This is a genomic window from Leclercia sp. M50, assembly GCF_037150775.1.
Taxonomy (GTDB): domain Bacteria; phylum Pseudomonadota; class Gammaproteobacteria; order Enterobacterales; family Enterobacteriaceae; genus Enterobacter.
Genome location: NZ_JBBCPK010000015.1, coordinates 43,423 through 64,028, shown reverse-complemented (window position 1 = coordinate 64,028; position 20,606 = coordinate 43,423). Strand labels below are relative to the sequence as shown.

The window sequence follows — 20,606 nt, the reverse complement described above, 5'->3', positions numbered from 1 at the left end:
GTCGCCTATATGGGGCCGCAGTATGAGGTGATTGTGGAGTGGCACGGGCAGGAGATTTTGTTGCAGGTGAACGCGACAAGGCTGCAGCCGGACGTGGGGGAAGCGTATTTCCTGGAGATCCATCCGTATGGGATGTTTGTGCTGGCGGATGCGGCGTAAACGGCACCGTTTTGTTCCCTCTTCCTGTGGGAGAGGGCTGGGGTGAGGGGGAGCATGCGGCTCCGGTGGTGGTTCCGGAGACGTTAAAAGAAAGCCTGACGGTAAAGGATTTCCCGACCCGTCTCCCTGTTTTTGAGCCCGAGGCCGATCACCTCGGGCGCTACTGCCAGGTACTGACCCAGCAGTTGATCAGTGGCTCGCTCACCACGGACGTGGAAAGAGTCATCCAGAATCTGCCCGGAGAACGGGTCAGTTTCTACGCCGATACGCTCAAGATGCCGCGCTGGCTCAGAACCGATGAGGGGGTAATTGAACTCCTGGCGTAATGATTAATGCCCGGCGGCGCTGCGCTTGCCGGGCCTACGGTTGCCATTACCTGTTTCACTTAAAGCCTTTTAATTTTAAGCACTTTTCTGTAAACCACGCTTCCTCTCGCCTGTCGCATACTGTACGATTAATATACAAAGCCAACAGCAATTAGAGGGATACTAAATGCCAGTTGATGAAAGTATAAAACCCACATCAGGAACACCCATTGTACCCGGTGGCGTCAGACAACTAACGATAGGTGAAATTGCACTAGCCAGGACTTTATTTGGTGAAAGTCTGATCTATAGCCGCATTTGGGTTCATCGTGAAGGGTATTTACCATTCAACCTGCAACCCGTAGATGTTGCAATGGCTCCCGACGGCGAATTATGGTTTAGAGAGGGAACCTATTCACCGGATTTTTCTTTAGAAAGAGACCTGCAGAAGAAACACAGATTTATGCATGAAATGGTTCATGCATGGCAAGCACAAAAGGGAATGTTTGTTAGAACCAGAGGGTTATTCTCTCGCTTGGCTGATTATAGTTACAGTTTAGACAAAGCTAACTTCCTCCATTATGGGCTAGAACAACAAGCATCAATTGCCAGCGATTATTGGCTACTTCTTACCTATGGGTTTAATAGTGATACGTTATATTTAACAGAATATAGAGATTATCATCCGAATGTATCCACTCATGAACTAATTAGAAAATACAAATCAGTTTTGAAAGGATTTCCAGGATGAAGAGATTACTCACATTACCTTTTATTGTTATCCTTACGGGTTGCCCTGGTGGAGGAAAACCAGCATCAATACATCGTAGCGTGTTTATGCAAGGTAACACCATCTGCTTTACTATAAACAAGAATGATATTCTAAAACGTTATAGCATTTACTATTGGCCTAATAAAAAATACACAATTTTAGAAGCAAAAGATAATATATCTTTATCATATCCTGACACATGCGTAAACGTTAAATTGCCAAAGGGATATAACTACAATATTGCATATAATTTAAATGGAGTCAGTTATTCTGATTCATTCTTTATCGACAACGATGGGAACAGATAATTATGTCACTACCAGCTTATTTATTTCTGTATGATGAAAATGGAATGCAAATTCCAGGAGATTGCATGGCTTTAGGCCGTGAGGGTGCAATAGAAGTTATGAATAGTAGTTACGGCGTAAGGCAGCCAGTAGACAGCAATACAGGAAACATGACAGGATGTAGACAACATAGTCCTGTAGTAATTCATAAACAACTTGATAAAACCAGCCCTTTCTTTGCTATCGCTGTGTGTGAGCAAAAGAGATTTCAAAAAGCGGTGCTTAAATATTATGAAATCGTAGAAGCAGGAATAGAGACGGAGATTTATAATATTAAGCTAGAGGGTGTTGTCGTTTCTTCTGTAGATTTCACTCATGTTTATTATCCTGGTAGTACTACCCCGAACATGCATGAAGTAGTGGGACTTAGATTCCGAGGTATTGAATGGAATTATGTAAGAGGAAATATTAAATATGATGATGCATGGATGAAGCCAGCAAAACCGAATGAGACGCAAAAATAAAGTAAATGGGGCAATCGCAGAGCCAGTCAGTGGCTTAAATGACTGGCATTACAAATTTGGTTGCCGTTTTCGTATTTGCTGCCTCTCCCATAGGGACAAAGGCTCCACAATATTTCTTAGGTCCTTAAAGCAAGCAACGTATGGTGAAAGGCCCTCTCTTCAGTCGAACGTTCCCTCACCACTCCAGCCCTCTCCATCAATGAAGAGAGAGCCGCCCGAGCAATGAATTTTTAACGAAAGTTCTTCAACCGAAACCGATAGTGCAGCGCTATTCTCAGCGCCGGGCAGTAATCTCAGCAATATCCTTCGGCGTCGTCCTGCAACACCCCCCAATCAGCTTCGCCCCTGTCGCTAACCACTGCGGCAAATACCCCGCCAGCGTCTCGCAGGCCTCCCCGTGATGATGCCAGGTTTTGCTCACCGCATCGTAATGCTCGCCCGAGTTCGGATAGACCACCAGCGGCAGCGCCGTCAGGCTTTGCAGGTGTTGCAGCGCGGCGGTGGTCTTCTCCAGCGCGATACAGTTAATCCCCAGCGCAATCACCTGCGGGTAAGCCGCCAGCACCGACACCACCTCGCGCAGCGGCGTGCCGTCGCTCAGGTGCTCACTGTCGCGCAGCGTAAACGAGAACCACGCCCGGGCGCGCGGGTAGGCCGTCAGCAGATCCGCCAGAGCCTTAATTTCAGCAAACGATGGCAGGGTTTCGCAGGCCAGCAGATCCGCCCCGGCATCCAGCAACGCCTCTACCCGCGGACGATGAAAGGCGGTAAAGACCTCTGCGCTGCGCAGATAGTCGCCGCGGTATTCCGACCCGTCCGCCAGGAATGCGCCGTACGGCCCGACCGAACCGGCCACCAGCCGCGTGCCGGCCTGCGGGTTTTCCGCCAGATACGCTTCCCGCGCCTTGCGCGCCAGCTCAACGCTTTTGCTAATCAGTGCCCGGGAGTGCGCCTCGTCCAGCCCGCGGGCGGCAAACCCCTCCGGCGTGGCCTGATAGCTGGCGGTGATCGCCACCTGCGCCCCGGCACGGAAGTAGTCGAGGTGTACGTCGCGGATCAGCTCCGGGTCCTCCATTAATACCTTCGCCGACCACAGGCTGTCGGCCAGGTTACAGCCGCGCGCTTCCAGCTCCGTTGCCATCGCCCCGTCCAGAACCACAAAGGGCTGGCTTTCAAGGAGGGCGGTAAGCGGATTATTCTGCGACATGTTCAGGCTCCTGGGTTTTCAGATTTTGAGTAAGGTAGTACGCGCCATAGCAGAGCGCCACAAACGGCAAACCACAGTAAAGGGCAATGCGCTGGCTCGGGTCAAAGGCCAGGCCAACGCAGGCCACCAGGCAGAGGATAAAGCCCAGTACCGGCACCAGCGGATACCACGGGGCGCGGTAGTGCAGATCGCCGAGCGGTTTGCCCGCCTGCAGATGGCGACGGCGGAAGACAAAGTGCGAGGCGCAGATGCTGATCCACACTGCCACCACCGCAAAACCGGAAATCGCCGACAGCGCGACAAACACCGTATCCGGGGCCACTACGCTTGAGAAGAGCGCCAGCACGCCGCCGAGCATCGACACCGACAGCGCCGTTAGCGGCACGCCGTTTTTATTCACCCGGGCAAAGCAGCGCGGCAGGGTATTTTCATTCGACAGGGACCACAGCATCCGCCCGGAAGCGTAAAGTCCGGAGTTGGCCGCCGAGAGGATCGCCGTCAGGATCACAAAGTTGACGATATCCGCGGCATACGGAATGCCCACCTTCTCAAACACCAGCACGAACGGGCTTTTTTCCACCCCGGCCTGCTGCATCGGGATCAGCGCCGCCAGCACAAATACGGTGCCGATAAAGAAGATGATCAACCGCGCAATGGTGGTGCGAATGGCGACAGGAATCACCTTGTGCGGGTTTTCGGTTTCACCCGCCGCAATGCCGATCAGCTCGGTGCCGGAGAAGGCGAAGTTAACCGCCACCATGGTCATCAGGATCGGCAGGCCGCCGTGCGGGAACCAGCCTTCGGCGGTAAGGTTGCTGAGCCCCGGCGCGGGAGAACCGTCCTGCATCGGGATGAAGCCAAAGATGGCCGCGCCGCCCAGAACAATAAAGGCGATGATGGTGATCACTTTGACCAGCGAGAACCAGAACTCCCCTTCGGCAAAGAAGCGGGTCGAGATGACGTTGAGGGCAAAAATGACCGCGCAGAAGAGTACGCACCACATCCAGACCGGCACCTGCGGGAACCAGTACTGCATGCAGAATCCGGCGGCGGTAAAGCTCGAGCCCAGCGCTACCGTCCAGGTGAGCCAGTAGAGCCACGCCACGGTGTAGCCCGTTGCCGGGCCGAGATAGCGCGCAGCATAGACGTGAAAGGCGCCGGTCTCCGGCATCGCCACGGAGAGTTCGCCGAGGCACTGCATCACCAGCCAGACCACCAGCGCGCCAATCAGATAGGCCAGCAGCGTGCCCGCCGCTCCGGTGGTGGAAATAATGTAACCCGTATTAAAAAAGAGCCCGGTGCCGATCACGCCGCCAAGCGACAGCATGATCAGGTGGCGGGTCTTCATGGTGCGCTGTAGCTGTCCGTTTTGTTCTGTTTGCATATCACCTTCTATACGTATGGACATCTAAACATCCAAAAGAAGGTGTGTTTATACCGCGATTGTTAACAAATTGCTAGCCATGCACCAGACGAAGACGCGCGCGACGGGCGCTTAAACGGGGCCGCACCGTATAAATCACGTAGAGATAGGGTCGCCATGCCATAGGACACCTCCTGCAAATCGCTACTTACAGCATGTACCGCACCGGGCCCCACGTCGGTCAGGCGAAAGTGGTATCTGGTTATTAGCCGCTAAACTGGCGAGTGGTGCGGCCTGTCGCCCGGCGGCGCTGCGCTTGCACGGGCCTACGGACTGGCGGGTGGTGCGGGCCTTGCCCGGCGGCGCTGCGCTTGCGCGGGCCTACTCATTCACGTAGGCCGGGTAAGGCGCAGCCGCCACCCGGCAGAAGATCGCAATATGTTAAATTACGTAAAACACTCTATAGTCGTAGTGTTTCATTAAAAAAGGATGAGCTGATGCGATTTAACGGACTGACCAAAGGTTTCTTCATACTGATACTGCTGATGGTCTCATGGGCGTTTTTTGATGTGCTGTCGCCCTACTTCTCGGCCATTCTGTGGGCTGCTATCCTGGCGGTAATTTTCTACCCGGTCAAAAACACCCTGCGTATCAAACTGGGGGATCGCAACGGGCTGGCGGCGCTGCTGAGCGTGCTGCTTATCTGCCTCATCGTCTTTATTCCGCTGATGGTGATCTTTTCCTCATTAGCCTTTGAACTCAATATTGTTTACACGCGCCTGCAGCAGAACGACACCCAATTTTCCGGGGTGTTCGCTGGTCTCTTCTCTCATCTGCCAGACTGGCTGCGCGCGCTGATGATCGAGCATGATCTCGACACTGCCGCGCAGATCCAGCAAAAGCTCTCTGAAGCGGCGTTACGCGGCGGGCAATATCTTGCCGGCAGCGCCTTCCTGATTGGTAAAGGCACCTTTGGCTTCGCCATCAGCTTTGGCGTAATGGTCTATCTGCTCTTTTTCCTGTTGAAAGATGGCCCGTGGCTGGTGCGCCAGATCCTCGACAGCCTGCCGCTGTCGAATTTCGCCAAACACCATCTGTTTGCCAAATTTGCCGGGGTTGCCAGAGCGACGGTAAAAGGCACGGCCGTGGTGGCCCTGGTCCAGGGTGTGCTGGGCGGTATCGCCTTCTGGATAGTCGGTATTAATGGCAGCATCTTGTGGGGCGCGCTGATTGCGTTCCTGTCGCTGATCCCGGCGGTCGGCTCGGCCATCGTCTGGGTACCGGCAGCTATTTTCCTCTTCGCCACCCATCAGCTATGGCAGGGCCTGTTTATCGTCGGCTTCTTTGTGCTGGTGGTGGGGCTGGTGGATAACCTGCTGCGCCCGCTGCTGGTGGGAAAAGACACCAAAATGCCCGATTATCTTATCCTCATCACTACCCTCGGCGGGATGGAGATTTACGGCATCAACGGTTTTGTGATTGGTCCGTTAATCGCCGCGCTGTTTATCGCCTGCTGGAACCTGCTTTCGGGTCGCGATCATGCCGGTAATGCCGAAGAGATTGACGATGCGATTATCGAGGAAGGGAAAAATTCGCCTGATTTATGAAGAAGGAATAAGACGTGCGTATCGCCACTATCACTAACTGGGCATACGGTGCCACGGTTTGTCTGACTATCGCTTCCGGCGTGGCTATGTTGATGGCCTCCAGCGCCGAAAGCGTTGAGCGGCAGGCCGTTGAACAGCGCTACGTCTTCGATCAGCTCACCGAAGAGGTGGAAGTTGACGCCTGGGCGCTCTCCGACCTGGCGCGGTTGTACGTCATTAAACAGGATCCCGCGGTGGCAGAGGAGTACCGCCAGAAAGCGGAAACGATGGTCAGAATTGAGCATCGCCTGCAAAAGCTGAAAGATGCGGGTGCCAGCGATGATGAACTGGCGCTGCTGCACGAAGGTTTGCAGATGGCCGATGCGCTGCAGGATGAGCAACAGAGCGCTATCGCCAGCGTCGGGCGCGGGCAGCAGCCTCAGGCCATTGAACTGCTTTATAACGAGCGTTACGAGAGCGAGCTGGAGCAGGTCCAGAATAAGCTCGATCATTTTCGTCAGATGCTGGACCGCCGCACCAATGTGGCAATTGAGGATGCCACGGCAAAATCCCGCGCGCTGCGTACCCTCTCCGAGGTGATGGTCGGCCTGACCGCACTAATGTTTTTGTTTGTGCTCGGTTTTATCCTCAAACGCCGGGTGCTGCGCCCGGTGGTGCGCCTGAGTGATGTGGTCAACCGACTGGCGTCTCAGGATTATGGGGTCGAAGCCCCGGATTACCGGCAGATCGACGAGATTGGCGATATGGCCCAGGCGATCCGTATCTTTCGTGAAAACGGTCTGGTACGGCAGCGGCTGGAAAAAGAGCGTGATGCCGACTGGGCGATCCGCGAGCTGCTGGCGCGAATGACGCAGCGGCTGCAAGGGTGCGAGTCCGTCGAGGATGTCCTGAACGTGGCGCAACTGTTCGCGCCCGGCATAGCGCCGGGCATTCCCGGACAGCTCTGGCTTCTCGAAAGGGAGCCGTGGCAGATGCACTGTGCCGCCGAATGGCTCGACCCGCAGGGTGAGTCCGATCCCTTCCATCCGGACCAGTGCTGGGCCGTGCGCCGCGGGCAGAGTCATCCGCCAGTGACCGGCGAGCCGGATATTACCTGTTACCACCTCCCCGACGCCTGTGCCAGCCATGCGCTCTGCGTTCCCCTGATTGCCCAGGGCGAGACCATCGGCCTGCTCTCGTTCCAGAACGTGACCCCGGCGATGGCTCCATCCCGCGCCTATCTGGAGCTGATGGCCGAGGCGCTCGGTCTGGCGCTGGCCAACCAGCGCCTGCGTGATGCCCTGCTGGAGAAAGCGTTGTTCGATCCGCTAACCAATCTGCGCAATCGTCATCATCTGGAGGATGCCCTGCGTACCCAGTTGAGTCAGGCGCAGCATACCGGCCAGCCGGTAAGCTGCCTGATGATCGATATCGACCACTTCAAAGCCATTAACGACAAGTTTGGTCATGATGCCGGCGACCTGGTGCTCAAAAGCGTGGCGACGGTGGTGCAGCGCGCGGTCAGCGACAGGGGGATGGCGTTTCGCTATGGCGGGGAGGAGTTCCTGGTCCTGCTCCCGGGTGCCGATGAGGCGTCGGCCTTTGCCTGCGCCTCCGAAATCCATACCAACGTGCACAGCCTGGCGCTGCGTTATGAGCTGACGGAGATAGGTACGGTGGATGTGTCGATCGGTATTGCCAGCTACCCGCAGCACGTCCAGAGCGACAACCTGCTGCGCGCCGCGGACGTGGCGTTGTACCGGGCGAAGGAGCTGGGGCGTTCCAGAGTTGTCAGTTTCGGGATGCTGGAGACGGGGTGGTGGGCCTCTGATTATGGGCATCACAACTTTTCCGTATGGATGGGGATTTTTGTCATGCCCTATACTGGCATCAGAACCTGATCCCGGCCCCTCTTAAAAAATGTTAACCATCGAAAAATCCAGCCCGACCTCAGCCGACTCGCAGGCACTAATTGAGCAGCTCTCCGCAGAGCTGGCCGCGATTACCGGTGACAGCGGAAAAAGTCATTTTAATGCTCAGGATGTATCAGGGCCGCGGGCCGTATGGGCGGTGGCAAAAGATAAAAACAATCAGCCCGTCGGCTGCGGCGCCTTGCGTCCCCTCTCGGATCACACCGCCGAACTCAAACGCATGTTTTCGAACCGCGCTTATCCGGGAACAGGGGCGGCTATGCTTGCCTGGCTTGAAGAGGCGGCACGGGCGATGGGCTATCGTGAGCTGTGGCTTGAGACGCGAAAAATTAACACCCGCGCCGTGCAGTTCTACCTGAAGCATGGCTATGCCCAGATAGATAACTATGGCCCCTATATCGGACGAGAAGAGGCGATTTGCCTGGCAAAGCGGTTAACGGATCAGGCCTGATTACTCCCTCGTCAGAATCGCGTATCATTGCCCTCCCCTGTTCGCTCATGCCGTTGCTGCCCTATGCCTCTCAATTATCTCTGTTATTTTCTTCTGGCCCTGGCCGCTGCGGGCAGTGCGTTATCGCCCTCCCCTTTAGCCATCTGGTTTGTGCTCACCAGCGCGCTGACATTTATGATTTACGGCGCAGATAAAATGGCGGCCCGCAAGGCCTGGCGCCGGGTGCCTGAAGCCACGCTGCTGATATGTGGCCTGGTGGGCGGATGGCCCGGGGCGATCCTCGGCCAGCAGCTGTTTCGCCATAAAACCCAAAAACAGCCGTTTAAAACCTGGTTTATGATCAGCGTAGTACTCAACGTCGCGGTACTGCTGGCGGCTCTGGCCTTGATTGACAGCCACTTGTGAAACATAGTTGTATAACACAACTATTTTTTACACGTTAAGGTTAATGATGGCTGATTCGTCGATTGTTGAAGAGATCCGTATCTCGTCACGCCTGATGGTGCGGGAACTCGGTTTTATGAACCACACGCTGGCGGCAACGGACTACTCCCCTTCTGTGGTGCATACCTTGCTGGAAATCGAAGCCCGGAGCTCATTGACCGCAGCCGGGATCGTGCAGATCCTGGGGCTTGAGAAATCCAGCGTCAGCCGTATGCTCGCGAAACTCGTTAAGGCCGGTGAGCTGGAGGAAACGTTCTCCAGCGAAGATGCGCGATTTAAGCAGCTGAGCCTTAGCCCTCAGGGCCGGGAAACGGTGCGCAGGATTAATGCCTACGGGAATGAACGCGTCATCTCTGCCCTGCAAAAAATGGACTCCAGCCAGCAGCGCGTCGTTTCAAAGGGTCTGAGCATTTATGCCCAGGCCCTGAAAGCCTGCCGCGATGATTCCAGCCTGGATGAGAAGAGCACGATCACCATCGTCTCTGGCTATCATCCGGGCATGATTGGCCGCATAACGGAAATGCACGGCAGCTTTTATGCCCGCGAACACCATTTCGGCAGTTTCTTTGAGAGTAAAGTCGCCGCTGGCCTGGCGGAATTTTCAGGCCGTCTGGAGAAGCCGTGCAACCAAATCTGGCTGGCAATGTTGAACGGGCGCATCGTCGGATCTGTCGCCATTGATGGTGAAGACCTGGGCAACAACGAGGCGCATCTGCGCTGGTTTATCCTGGATGATGGCTGTCGCGGCAGCGGCGTGGGCAGAAAGCTGATTGCCGAAGCGATGATATTTTGCGACCAAAAGCAGTTCTCCGCCGTTCAGCTGTGGACCTTTAACAAGCTGACGGCGGCGCGACGCCTGTATGAATCGTTCGGTTTTACATTATCGAAAGAGTGGCAAGGCGATCAGTGGGGTAGCACGATTACCGAGCAGCAGTTTACGCGCAAGTGAACGGCGTTAATGCGCTATTTCATCCTCTGAAAGCGCGATAACGGTCTCATTATGCCAGGCTTTATGTCATCAACGAAACGCAAGGAGCCGACTGTGTCGCATACCCAGCCGTCACATCACCTCGCACGACTTACGCCTGCATAAAGGGATCGCTCATTTGAAAAATGCGAAATACGACATGCCCCAACGTGATAACGGGTTCGTTAGCCTCGGGGACTATGCTGCTATCGGCGAAGGACGCTCGGTAGCGCTCATCGCCCCGGATGGCTCGATCGACTGGTGGGGCGCGCCCAATCTCGATTCCCCGCCCCTCTTCGACCGGTTACTGGATCCCAACATCGGTGGTTTTTTCAGCCTGACACCTGCGGATGAATACACCGTCTCGCGCGCCTATCGCGATGACAGCAACATTCTGGAAACCCGCTATGAGACGAAAGGCGGCACGGTTCTGTTAACCGAATCCATTAACAGTACTCTGGCGGGCCGCCTGCCCTGGAGTGAGCTGGCGCGCCGTCTGGAAGGCCTCCGCGGCACCGTGACGTTCAGGCTTCATCTGCGGTTCGGAACGATGATCGAAACCCGCTCGCCCTGGCGCTCCGATACCTTCAAGGGCAGCGTTTATCATATTGGCGACCTGATGGCGATGCTGCACACCAGCAAAAACGTAGTCATTACCCATGCCGATGATGAAGAGGTCGAGGCGGAAATCGTTCTGAAAAAAGGGAGCCGGGAGCTGGTCGCACTGCTGGTGACGCAGAGTGAGCCGCTGGCGGTGCCCGATATCGAGGCGATTGATAACCGCATTGAGACCAGCCACACCGCGTGGCAGGACTGGGTGAAGGGGCTGAAATATGATGGCCTGTACAAAGATCACGTTATCCGCTCCGCGCTGGCGCTGAAGTTCCTCTGGTACTCTCCTACCGGCGCGCTGGCGGCGGCGGCCACCACCTCTCTGCCGGAGGGGCCCGGCGGCAGTAAAAACTATGATTACCGTTTTGCCTGGGTGCGCGATGCCTGCCTGATCATCAAAGCCTTTACCTATCTTGGCACCCTTGAAGAGTGTAAGGCGGCCTTCTCCTGGCTGTCGAAAACCATCATCAAACACGGCCCGGAGATGCGGGCCTGCTACACCCTCGACGGCGAGCTGGTGCCGGAAGAGAAGTACGCGGAGCTCCAGGGCTACCGGGATTCGCAGCCGGTACGCCTGGGCAATAATGCCCGAACCCAGCGCCAGCTGAGCATGTATGGCGATATGCTGGGGGTGGCAAAACTGTTCGTCGAGGCGGGCCATATTCTGGATACGGGCACGTCGCGCTTTTTAGGGCATCTTGCCAATCAGTGCGCCGATCGCTGGCGCATGAAGGATTCGGGGATCTGGGAACTGCCGGAAGAGCGGCACTATACCCACTCAAAAATGTCCTGCTGGCTGGCGCTGGACTGCGCCGTGGTACTGGCGGAGGGCAGCCATATCGAACCCACATGGAAAGCGCGCTGGGCGCGGGAGCGGGACAGGATCCGCGACTGGATTGAAGAACACTGCTGGTCCGAAACCCATCAGTCTTACTGCTTTTACAGCGGCGATGGTGGGCTGCTTGATGTGTCACTCACCCTGGTGTCACGCTACGGTGTGAAGGTCAACCCGAAGCGCATGAAGCTCACCTATGAGGCGATCTATCGCGAGCTGGGCCATAACAGCGCAATGATCTACCGCTACAGCGGCGTTGAGCAGGAGGAGAGCACCTTTATCGCCTGCGCCTTCTGGCTGGCTGAAGCCTGGGCCTCCATGGGTGAACCGGCGCTGGCGGAAGCGAACATGGATGAAATTCTCAATACCCTGTGCCATCGCGGCAATGTCGAAACCTTTAATGAGATGTTCGATACCCGCACCGGCGAATGGGTTGGCAACATGCCCCAGGGGTTAAGCCATCTGGCGCTGATCTGCGCGGCGCAGGCCATCAGCGATCACCGGAAGGATAAATAGCGAGAGCGGAAGTGGTACGCCAGCGCGCTGGATAACAGTCTGTCATCATGCTTGTCTGTTCAAAAACAGACAAGCATGAAATGCCGTCACCAAGTGAGCACGCTTTTCAGTTAATTTTTGTTTTTCTTTTCCAGCGCTTCCCACAGCCCCATCAGGTAAGTGACACCCAATGCACGATCGTACAGACCGTAGCCCGGGCGGCCCTCTTCACCCCAGATAAAGCGGCCATGATCCGGGCGGATATAGCCATCGAAACCGTTATCATGCAGAGCCTGCATAACGCGATACATATCCAGTGAACCATACCGGGAAGGATGAGCAGACTCGTAGAAGTCTTTATCCTTAATTAACTTAATATTACGCACATGGGCAAAATGGAGACGCTTACGGCGGGTGAATTCGGCCAGAATTTCGTACACGTCATTGTCCGGATCTTCAGCAATAGAGCCGGTACACAGCGTTATCCCATTAGAGGGGGAGTCAACCGCATCGCAAATCATTGCCAGATCGGTGTAATTTTTCACCACTCGCGGCAGTCCGAAAATAGAGTACGGAGGATCATCGGGATGGATCGCCATTTTCACGCCAACTTCTTCACAAACAGGAATAATTTCACGCAGAAAGTAAAACAGGTTTTCACGCAGCTTGTCGTCATCCACGCCGTTATAGCGAGCAAATAATTCCTGCACTTTTGCCAGACGCTCCGGTTCCCATCCTGGCAACGCGAAACCATTCGAATTATCCAGAACCTCCTTCACCACCTCCTCCAGGGTCTTATCTATCCCCTGTTTTTCGAATGCCATGGTCAGGGAGCCATCCGGAAGGCGGTAGTTCATGTCTGTTTTCATCCAGTCAAAGACCGGCATGAAGTTATAACAGATAACCTTTACGCCAAAACCCGCCAGATTACGGATGGTTTGTTTGTAGTTCTCAATGTAACGGTCGCGCTCGGGGGTGCCGATTTTGATGTCATCGTGGATGTTGACGCTTTCGATCACCTCCATCGTTAACCCTGCGGCATGAGCCTGCTCTACCAGAGCCTTAATTTTTTCCACCGGCCAGATCTCTCCGGGCGCAACGTCATACAATGCCCCCACGACACCCTCAACCCCGGGCACCTGTCGAATATACTCAAGGGGAATTTTATCCTCCTGAGGCCCAAACCAGCGCATTGTCATCTGCATTTTGCTTCCACCTTTGTCGTTACGTTTTCGCGTTCTGAATAAGTACCATACTAGTATGAAAAAGCATATTCAGTAATTTTTATGAGATCAAGCCTCGCCGGAAAAATAACGTCTCTTTTACCCTGCAACGCGGTGGAAGCCTGCCTCCCCGTTAGAAGAAATAACCCTTGCAGTAAAGGTTGTTATTTTGTGAAAGATTTTAATAAGAAAAGCATTATGTAATATATATTCTGCTATTTACATTCAGAAATGCACAAATAAACACAACCCTCGCCAAAAAGAACAAATAAATAACATTTGATGACTATGATATGAGTCACACTTTTTTATTTATACTTGTATGGTAGTAGACTTGTAATCCGTGAGAGGTTTAATGTTTATGGCATAAGACATGCGCCGTTGGCCTGCTTCGGCCAAAAAGGGCGGTGTTTAGGTTATAAAAAACTGCGCTCACGGAGACTTTATGTCACTGATTAATAATAGCTTTATGATCAACAACATCACAGGGCAGAAGCTATATTCTGAACTGGCAAAATCGCTACCCATTATTGATTATCATTGTCATCTTGATGCAAAAGCGATATGGGAAAATAAACCCTTTACCGATATGACTCAGCTATGGCTGGAGGGCGATCATTACAAATGGCGTGCCATGCGCGCGAATGGGATCCCTGAACGGAAAATTACCGGTAATGCCAGTGCGGAAGAAAAATTCGAAGCCTGGGCGCAAACCGTTGAAGCCAGTTTTGGCAATCCGCTTTACCACTGGACCCATCTCGAACTGAAGCACTATTTTAATATCGACGACACCCTCAACAGCAAAAACTGGCGTGAAATTATGCGCCGCTGTAATGAACAGTTACGTAGCAGTGATTTTTTACCCCAGGCATTAATTCGCCGCTCTAACGTTGAAGCGCTGTGCACTACCGATGGCCCGCTTGACGATCTGCACTACCATCAGCAACTGGCAGCGCAGAGCGATTTTGCCACTCTCGTCCTGCCTACCTTCCGCCCGGATGAACTGTTCGAGACGGACCCGGATCGCTTCCTGACCTTTGTCGAACGGCTGGCGCAGAAAACAGACATATCGATCGCGTCACTCGAACACTTCCTGGCTGCACTGGCGTCACGCATTGATTTCTTCCACTCCGTGGGCTGCCGAATTTCCGATCACGGGCCGCTGGCAGTGCACTATTGCTGTCTCGATGAAACCGCGCAAGCCGCGCTGTTCCAACGCCGACTGGCAGGTGAAACGCTGACGGAAAATGAACGCCAGGCGTGGGATAGCCTCATTTTTGTCGCGCTTGCCAGAATGTACAAAGAGCGCGGCTGGGCGATGCAGATTCACTTCGGTGCGATCCGTAACAACAACATGCCGATGTTCCGCAAAGTCGGCATTAATAGCGGTTTTGATTCAATTGGCGATCAGCCCCATCTCGCCGGGAGCCTGAACGCCCTGCTCAATGCCATGGCTGAAAACGACGGTCTGCCAAAAACGATCCTCTATAACCTTAACGCCAGCTACAACGACGTGGTCGCCTCCACCCTTGCCAATTTCCAGAGCGGTGAAGAGGGCGTGAAGTCCCCGCTGCAATTTGGTTCCGGCTGGTGGTTTAACGATACGCGCCGCGGCATGGTTAGCCAGCTTAACACCCTGGCCGATCAGGGTTTACTGGCCAATTTTATTGGCATGCTCACCGACTCCCGCAGCTTCGTCTCCTATACCCGTCACGATTACTTCCGCCGGATCCTCTGCGATCTGATTGGCGGCTGGGTAGAGAGAGGGGAAGTCCCGAACGATGAAGCGATCCTTGCTTCCATGATTCGCGGCATCTGTGTTGAAAACGCACGCCGCTATTTTTGTTTTGCTCAAGCCTGAGGCAGGAATAACCTATGTCGCTTAAGAAGAGAAAAGTCACTATTCCTGTCAGTATCGGCTATGGTCTGACAGATATCATGGGTGGCGGGGCTTTTACCGTTATTGGTGCCTGGCTGCTTTTCTTCTATACCACCTTTGTCGGTCTGTCGCCGATTGAAGCAGCCTCTATCGTCGCTATCGCCCGTATTGTCGACGCGATCGTCAGCCTGTTTATGGGCAGTTTTACGGATCATTTTTATAAAAATTATCTGGGCAAAAAATTTGGTCGCCGGCGGTTCTTTCTGCTGATCGGTGCGCCGCTGATGCTGGTTTATATTCTGCTCTGGCTGAACGGGATGAATTTCTGGTTCTATCTCGCCGTCTATCTGGCCTTTGAAATCATTGCTGCAATGGTGCTGATCCCATGGGAAACGCTGCCATCGGAAATGACCAAAGACTTTAACGACCGTACCAAACTTTCCACCTGCCGTATGTTCCTGTCAGCCTCCGGAACGTTCCTCGCGACCTTTATTCCAGGCCTGCTGATTGGCTGGCTGGGCGATCACAATGCCGATGCTTATCTGATCAACGGCGTGGTGTTTGCCGTGCTGTTCACCGTCTGCGTGTTTATCTCCTGGAAAGTTACATGGGAACGAGAGTTAACCCCAGAAATGCTGGCAGAAATGGAAAAAGCGCCACAGGCAAAAACAGCCGCTGAGCAACTCGCCGCCGTAGGCAATCTGTTTAAGGAGTACGCTTCAACGCTGAAGGTTCGCGCGTTCCGTAAACACCTCGCCATCTATCTTTTCTCCTTTACCGCCAAGGATGTTTACAACACGGTTTTCGTCTTCTTCTGCGTCTACTGTCTGAGCGTTTCCTCCTCGCTGGCGGGCTCCCTGCTCTCTATGAGCATCGTCGGGTTGCCGGTTACGCTGGCGGCAGGCGTGGCAATCATCAAATATGGCCCGTCACGTCTTTATGTCTTTGCTTACTCTGTCATGCTGCTCTGTCTCGGCGGGTTCTTCCTGGTCTATCAGTTCCCGACAGACCACAAAGTGATGCTGCTGGTGATCCTCGCCGGGGTTTATCAGGTGGGCCGCTGCGTGCTGGAATTTACCCCATGGAACGTCTTCCCGTTTATTCCGGATATCGACGAAATGATCACGCGTCAGCGTCGTGAAGGGCTGTTTGCGGCGGTAATGACCTTCTCCCGTAAGACTACGGTCGCCATTGCGACCTTTGCGGTGGGTCTGTTCCTGCAGAGCGGCGGCTTCGTGAAAGGGAGCCAGGTTCAGCCACAGGAAGCCATCAATACCATCGCCCTGCTGCTGTTTGTGGGTACCGCCGGTCTGCTGATTATTGCCCTGTGGCAGGCGCTCACCTTCCATCTGAACAAGCGCACGCACAAGATCTTTGTAGATGAAATTGAACGCCTGAAGGCACATGGCCGCAAACAGGATGTCACGCCCGAGGCTCGCCATGTCGTGGAAGACCTCACGGGCTATTCCTATGACGAGCTGTGGAATCCCGTGTCCGCAGAGTATGTGACCTCTGCGACGCCCGGTTCCGCGCTGAACGGCTAACCCCCGTCGGCAGCAGGCTTTGCCCCGCCCGCTGCCGACCCTTTCCTGCCCTGTTTAACCCCCTGCTGGATTTAAGAATAATCCCACCAACATCGCCGTCTATGCTTAACGTTTAAAAAAAGACGACAACGTCGCGCCCTCTTTGACCGTTATTTCCCCTTTGCATACCGGAGGCCTGGCATGAGCAACCAAGGCGAATACCCCGAAGATGGTGAGTTCGGGAAGCACGAACAACACGATTTTAGCCTGTCCCGACGGGACCTTTTAAAAGCCAGCGCCGCAGCAGCGGCGACCGCGGCGGTCTATCCCTGTTCCGCCCTGGCCGAGGGCGAATCCGCCGTCACACCCGCACCGGAGAAAATGCCGGTAACGTTTCGCGTTAACGGAGAGGCGCAGCAGCTGGAGGTGGATACCCGCACCACCCTGCTGGATGCCCTGCGCGAGAACCTGCACCTGACCGGCACCAAAAAGGGCTGCGATCACGGACAGTGCGGCGCCTGCACCGTCATCGTTGACGGGCGCAGGATCAATTCCTGCCTCACCCTGGCCGTGATGCACCAGAACGCCGATATCACTACCATCGAGGGGCTGGGCACTCCTGACAATCTGCACCCTATGCAGGCGGCGTTTGTTAAACACGATAGCTATCAGTGCGGCTACTGCACGCCGGGGCAAATCTGCTCCTCGGTGGCGGTGCTGAAAGAGATTGAGGCGGGCATTCCCAGCCATGTGACCCTCGATCTGGTCTCTCCTCCCGAAATGAATGCCCAGGAGATCCGCGAGCGCATGAGCGGCAACATCTGCCGCTGCGGCGCATACGCCAACATACTCGCTGCCATTGAGGATGTCGCCGGAGGGGAAAAATCATGAAAGCCTTCACCTATGAGCGGGTAAAAACCCCGGCTGAAGCCGCCGCCAGCGCCCAGCGCACACCTGGCGCCAAATTTATCGCGGGCGGCACCAATCTGCTGGATCTGATGAAGCTGGAAATCGAGACCCCTGGGCATTTGATCGACGTGAACGGTCTGGGGCTGGATAAGATTGACGCCACCGACGAGGGCGGTCTGCGCATCGGCGCCCTGGTGCGTAACACCGATCTGGCTGCAGATGAGCGCGTGCGCCGCGACTATGCCGTGCTCTCCAGAGCGCTGCTGGCCGGGGCATCTGGTCAGTTGCGCAACCAGGCCACCACGGCGGGCAATCTTCTGCAGCGCACGCGATGCCCCTACTTTTACGATACGAACCAGCCCTGCAATAAACGCCTTCCCGGCAGCGGTTGCGCGGCGCTGGAAGGTTTTAGTCGTCAGCATGCGGTCGTCGGGGGGAGCGAAGCCTGCATTGCCACCCATCCCGGCGATATGCCCGTCGCGATGCGCCTGCTGGACGCGGTGGTAGAAACCATCAATGCAGATGGAAAAACGCGCAACATCCCCCTCGCCGATTTCTATCGTGCCCCGGGGAAGACGCCCCATATTGAGACCGTGCTGACGCCCGGCGAGCTGATTACCGCCGTCACCCTGCCGCCGCCCGTGGGCGGGCAACACATCTACCGTAAGGTTCGCGATCGCGCCTCCTACGCCTTTGCGCTGGTCTCGGTGGCTGCGATTGTCCAGCCCGATGGCACCGGCCGCGTCGCGCTGGGCGGCGTCGCCCATAAACCCTGGCGGATGGCGCAGGCCGATGCGCAACTCCCCCAGGGGGCACAGGCGGTGTATGACGCGCTGTTTGCCGACGCGCATCCGACGGCTGAAAACAGGTTCAAACTCACCCTGGCGAAGCGAACGCTTGCCTCCGTGCTGACAGAAGCGAGGGCTCAGGTATGAAATTTGAGAAACCGGCAGGGGAAAACCCAATCGATCGGTTAAAGGTGGTTGGACAGCCCCATGACCGTATCGACGGCCCGTTAAAAACCACCGGCAAGGCGCACTATGCCTATGAATGGCACGACACCGCGCCCAACGCGGCCTATGGCTATGTGGTCGGATCGGCGATTGCCAAAGGCGAGATTGCCGCCATCGACACCCAAGCCGCGAAAAACGCGCCAGGCGTGCTGACGGTCGTCACGGCCAGCAGTGCTGGCGAGCTCGGCAAAGGCGAGAGAAATACGGCCACCCTGCTGGGCGGCCCGAAAATAGAGCACTACCATCAGGCCGTTGCGCTGGTGGTGGCAGAGACGTTCGAGCAGGCCCGGGCCGCGGCGTCGCTGGTGCAGGTCCAGTACCGCCGTGAAAAGGGCGCCTGGTCGCTGGCAGAGGAAAAACCCGCCGTCAACCAGCCCCCGGAGAAGACCCCTGACAAAAACGTCGGCGATTTTGATGCGGCCTTTGCCGCCGCCGAGGTGAAGATAGATGTGACCTATACCACCCCCGACCAGAGCCATATGGCGATGGAGCCGCATGCCTCCATGGCGGTCTGGGACGGCGACAAGGTGACCGTCTGGACCTCCAATCAGATGGTCGCCTGGTGCCGCACCGATCTGGCGGCGACGCTGAAAATTCCCGAGGAGAACGTGCGCATCATCTCCCCCTATATCGGCGGAGGCTTTGGCGGCAAGCTGTTCCTTAGGAGCGATGCGCTGCTGGCCGCACTGGCAGCCCGCACCCTGAAGCGCCCTGTAAAGGTCATGCTGTCGCGCCCGACCATCCCCAACAACACCACCCACCGCCCGGCCACTATTCAGCATATTCGCATCGGGACCGACAAGGCGGGCAAGATTACCGCCATCGCCCATGACAGCTGGTCAGGCAATCTGCCCGGCGGCACGCCGGAGACGGCGGTGCAGCAGACCGAACTGCTTTACGCGGGCGCCAATCGTCATACCGGCCTGCGGCTGGCAAAACTGGATCTGCCCGAGGGCAACGCCATGCGCGCCCCCGGTGAAGCGCCGGGCATGATGGCGCTTGAGATCGCCATCGATGAGATGGCGGAGAAAGCGGGCATCGATCCTGTCGAGTTTCGCATTCTCAATGATACTCAGGTCGATCCGGCCGATCCCAACCGCCCTTTCTCCCGTCGTCAGCTTATCGAGTGCCTGCGTACCGGCGCCGAAGAGTTCGGCTGGAAGCAGCGCAACGCAACGCCCGGCCAGGTTCGCGACGGACGCTGGCTGGTGGGCTACGGCATGGCGGCCGGTTTTCGCAATAACCTGTTAGAAAAATCGGGTGCCCGGGTGCATCTGGACGCGGACGGAAACGTGACGGTAGAAACCGACATGACGGACATCGGCACCGGGAGCTATACCATCATTGCCCAGACGGCGGCGGAGATGCTGGGCGTGCCGCTGGACAAGGTGACGGTGCATCTCGGTGATTCGAACTTCCCGGTGTCGGCCGGTTCAGGCGGCCAGTGGGGTGCGAACACCTCCACTTCGGGGGTTTACGCCGCCTGCGTGAAGTTACGCCAGACCATAGCCACGAACCTCGGTTTTGATCCGGACCAGGCGCAGTTCAGCGACGGGAAGATCGTTCTTGATACCCGCAGCGCGGACATTCGCGAGGCCGCAGCCAACGGCACGCTGACCGCCGAAGACAATATCGAGTTTGGCGATCTGGATAAGCAGTATCAGCAGTCGACCTTTGCCGGTCACTTTATCGAAGTGGCGGTAGATATGGCGACAGGTGAAGTCCGGGTCCGCCGCATGCTGGCGGTCTGTGCCGCAGGCCGGATCCTCAACCCGAAAACCGCCCGCAGCCAGGTAATTGGCGCGATGACCATGGGGCTCGGCGCGGCGCTGATGGAAGAGCTGGCGGTGGATACCCGTCTTGGCTACTTCGTTAATCACGATATGGCGGCGTATGAAGTCCCGGTTCATGCCGATATCCCGGAACAGAAGGTGATTTTCCTCGACGATACCGATCCCATCTCCTCGCCGATGAAGGCCAAAGGGGTGGGTGAACTGGGGCTGTGTGGCGTCGGGGCGGCCATCGCCAATGCGGTTTATAACGCGACGGGGGTGCGGGTGCGGGAGTATCCCATCACCCTGGACAAGCTGATCGATGCGCTACCCGATGTGGTGTAAGGAG

General features: G+C 55.8%; 18 protein-coding genes and 1 pseudogene. 16 read left to right on the top strand and 3 right to left on the bottom strand.

Annotation, left to right across the window (positions count from 1 at the left end; genetic code table 11):
* From WFM46_RS05885 to WFM46_RS05865, 5 genes are all read left to right on the top strand, one after another.
* The coding region (locus tag WFM46_RS05885) for a TOBE domain-containing protein (protein ID WP_336997234.1) at nt 1-159 on the top strand (159 nt) is incomplete at its 5' end.
* Nucleotides 160-170: 11 nt separating this feature from the next.
* On the top strand, nt 171-485 hold the full coding sequence (locus WFM46_RS05880; protein ID WP_180210298.1) for a hypothetical protein: 315 nt from the start codon (nt 171-173) through the stop codon (nt 483-485).
* 166 nt (nt 486-651) lie between these two features.
* Nucleotides 652-1,215 (top strand): type IV secretion protein Rhs, encoded by a 564-nt coding sequence (locus WFM46_RS05875; RefSeq protein ID WP_180210299.1) that lies wholly within the window; start codon nt 652-654, stop codon nt 1,213-1,215.
* Nucleotides 1,212-1,544 (top strand): putative T6SS immunity periplasmic lipoprotein, encoded by a 333-nt coding sequence (locus WFM46_RS05870; RefSeq protein WP_180210300.1) that lies wholly within the window; start codon nt 1,212-1,214, stop codon nt 1,542-1,544. The genes WFM46_RS05875 and WFM46_RS05870 overlap by 4 nt, the downstream gene beginning before the upstream one ends.
* Nucleotides 1,545-1,546: 2 nt before the next feature.
* Nucleotides 1,547-2,047 (top strand): Hcp family type VI secretion system effector, encoded by a 501-nt coding sequence (locus WFM46_RS05865; protein WP_103178412.1) that lies wholly within the window; start codon nt 1,547-1,549, stop codon nt 2,045-2,047.
* Nucleotides 2,048-2,321: 274 nt separating this feature from the next.
* On the opposite strand, the gene mmuM is transcribed toward WFM46_RS05865, so the two are convergent.
* Nucleotides 2,322-3,254, bottom strand: coding sequence for a homocysteine S-methyltransferase (mmuM, locus tag WFM46_RS05860; protein ID WP_336997233.1), 933 nt, complete (start codon nt 3,252-3,254; stop codon nt 2,322-2,324).
* On the bottom strand, nt 3,241-4,638 hold the full coding sequence (gene mmuP, locus WFM46_RS05855; RefSeq protein ID WP_336997232.1) for an S-methylmethionine permease: 1,398 nt from the start codon (nt 4,636-4,638) through the stop codon (nt 3,241-3,243). The genes mmuM and mmuP overlap by 14 nt, the downstream gene beginning before the upstream one ends.
* A 476-nt stretch (nt 4,639-5,114) precedes the next feature.
* Here mmuP and WFM46_RS05850 point away from each other — a divergent pair, with 476 nt between their 5' ends.
* The 6 genes and pseudogenes from WFM46_RS05850 (at nt 5,115) to WFM46_RS05825 (ending at nt 11,959) form a co-directional block, all read left to right on the top strand.
* Entirely contained in the window at nt 5,115-6,224 is a 1,110-nt protein-coding gene (locus tag WFM46_RS05850; protein WP_103178409.1) for an AI-2E family transporter, read from the top strand.
* A gap of 14 nt (nt 6,225-6,238) precedes the next feature.
* Nucleotides 6,239-8,014: pseudogene (locus WFM46_RS05845) on the top strand (diguanylate cyclase); the annotation flags it as partial.
* A gap of 109 nt (nt 8,015-8,123) precedes the next feature.
* Complete coding sequence (locus WFM46_RS05840) at nt 8,124-8,585, top strand: GNAT family N-acetyltransferase (protein WP_336997231.1); 462 nt, start codon at nt 8,124-8,126, stop codon at nt 8,583-8,585.
* A 63-nt stretch (nt 8,586-8,648) separates the two neighbouring features.
* The gene (locus WFM46_RS05835; protein WP_336997230.1) at nt 8,649-8,990 is read left to right on the top strand and encodes a DUF1294 domain-containing protein; all 342 of its coding nucleotides are present in this window, start codon (nt 8,649-8,651) and stop codon (nt 8,988-8,990) included.
* A gap of 43 nt (nt 8,991-9,033) precedes the next feature.
* Nucleotides 9,034-9,978, top strand: a complete 945-nt coding sequence (locus tag WFM46_RS05830; RefSeq protein WP_336997229.1) for a helix-turn-helix domain-containing GNAT family N-acetyltransferase — start codon at nt 9,034-9,036, stop codon at nt 9,976-9,978.
* A gap of 157 nt (nt 9,979-10,135) precedes the next feature.
* The gene (locus WFM46_RS05825) at nt 10,136-11,959 is read left to right on the top strand and encodes a glycoside hydrolase family 15 protein (protein ID WP_442913449.1); all 1,824 of its coding nucleotides are present in this window, start codon (nt 10,136-10,138) and stop codon (nt 11,957-11,959) included.
* 110 nt (nt 11,960-12,069) lie between these two features.
* Here the strand turns inward: WFM46_RS05825 and uxuA are convergent, their stop codons facing one another.
* Nucleotides 12,070-13,143, bottom strand: coding sequence for a mannonate dehydratase (gene uxuA / locus WFM46_RS05820; RefSeq protein ID WP_103178405.1), 1,074 nt, complete (start codon nt 13,141-13,143; stop codon nt 12,070-12,072).
* 463 nt (nt 13,144-13,606) lie between these two features.
* Between uxuA and uxaC the strand changes: the two genes are divergently transcribed.
* The 5 genes from uxaC (at nt 13,607) to paoC (ending at nt 20,602) form a co-directional block, all read left to right on the top strand.
* Nucleotides 13,607-15,022, top strand: a complete 1,416-nt coding sequence (gene uxaC, locus WFM46_RS05815; RefSeq protein ID WP_336997227.1) for a glucuronate isomerase — start codon at nt 13,607-13,609, stop codon at nt 15,020-15,022.
* A 14-nt stretch (nt 15,023-15,036) separates the two neighbouring features.
* The gene (locus WFM46_RS05810) at nt 15,037-16,584 is read left to right on the top strand and encodes an MFS transporter (protein WP_180209805.1); all 1,548 of its coding nucleotides are present in this window, start codon (nt 15,037-15,039) and stop codon (nt 16,582-16,584) included.
* 180 nt (nt 16,585-16,764) lie between these two features.
* Nucleotides 16,765-17,454 (top strand): aldehyde dehydrogenase iron-sulfur subunit PaoA, encoded by a 690-nt coding sequence (gene paoA / locus WFM46_RS05805; RefSeq protein WP_214421646.1) that lies wholly within the window; start codon nt 16,765-16,767, stop codon nt 17,452-17,454.
* Complete coding sequence (locus tag WFM46_RS05800; protein ID WP_156653962.1) at nt 17,451-18,407, top strand: FAD binding domain-containing protein; 957 nt, start codon at nt 17,451-17,453, stop codon at nt 18,405-18,407. The genes paoA and WFM46_RS05800 overlap by 4 nt, the downstream gene beginning before the upstream one ends.
* Nucleotides 18,404-20,602, top strand: coding sequence for an aldehyde oxidoreductase molybdenum-binding subunit PaoC (gene paoC / locus WFM46_RS05795; RefSeq protein WP_336997226.1), 2,199 nt, complete (start codon nt 18,404-18,406; stop codon nt 20,600-20,602). The genes WFM46_RS05800 and paoC overlap by 4 nt, the downstream gene beginning before the upstream one ends.
* Nucleotides 20,603-20,606: the final 4 nt, after the last annotated feature.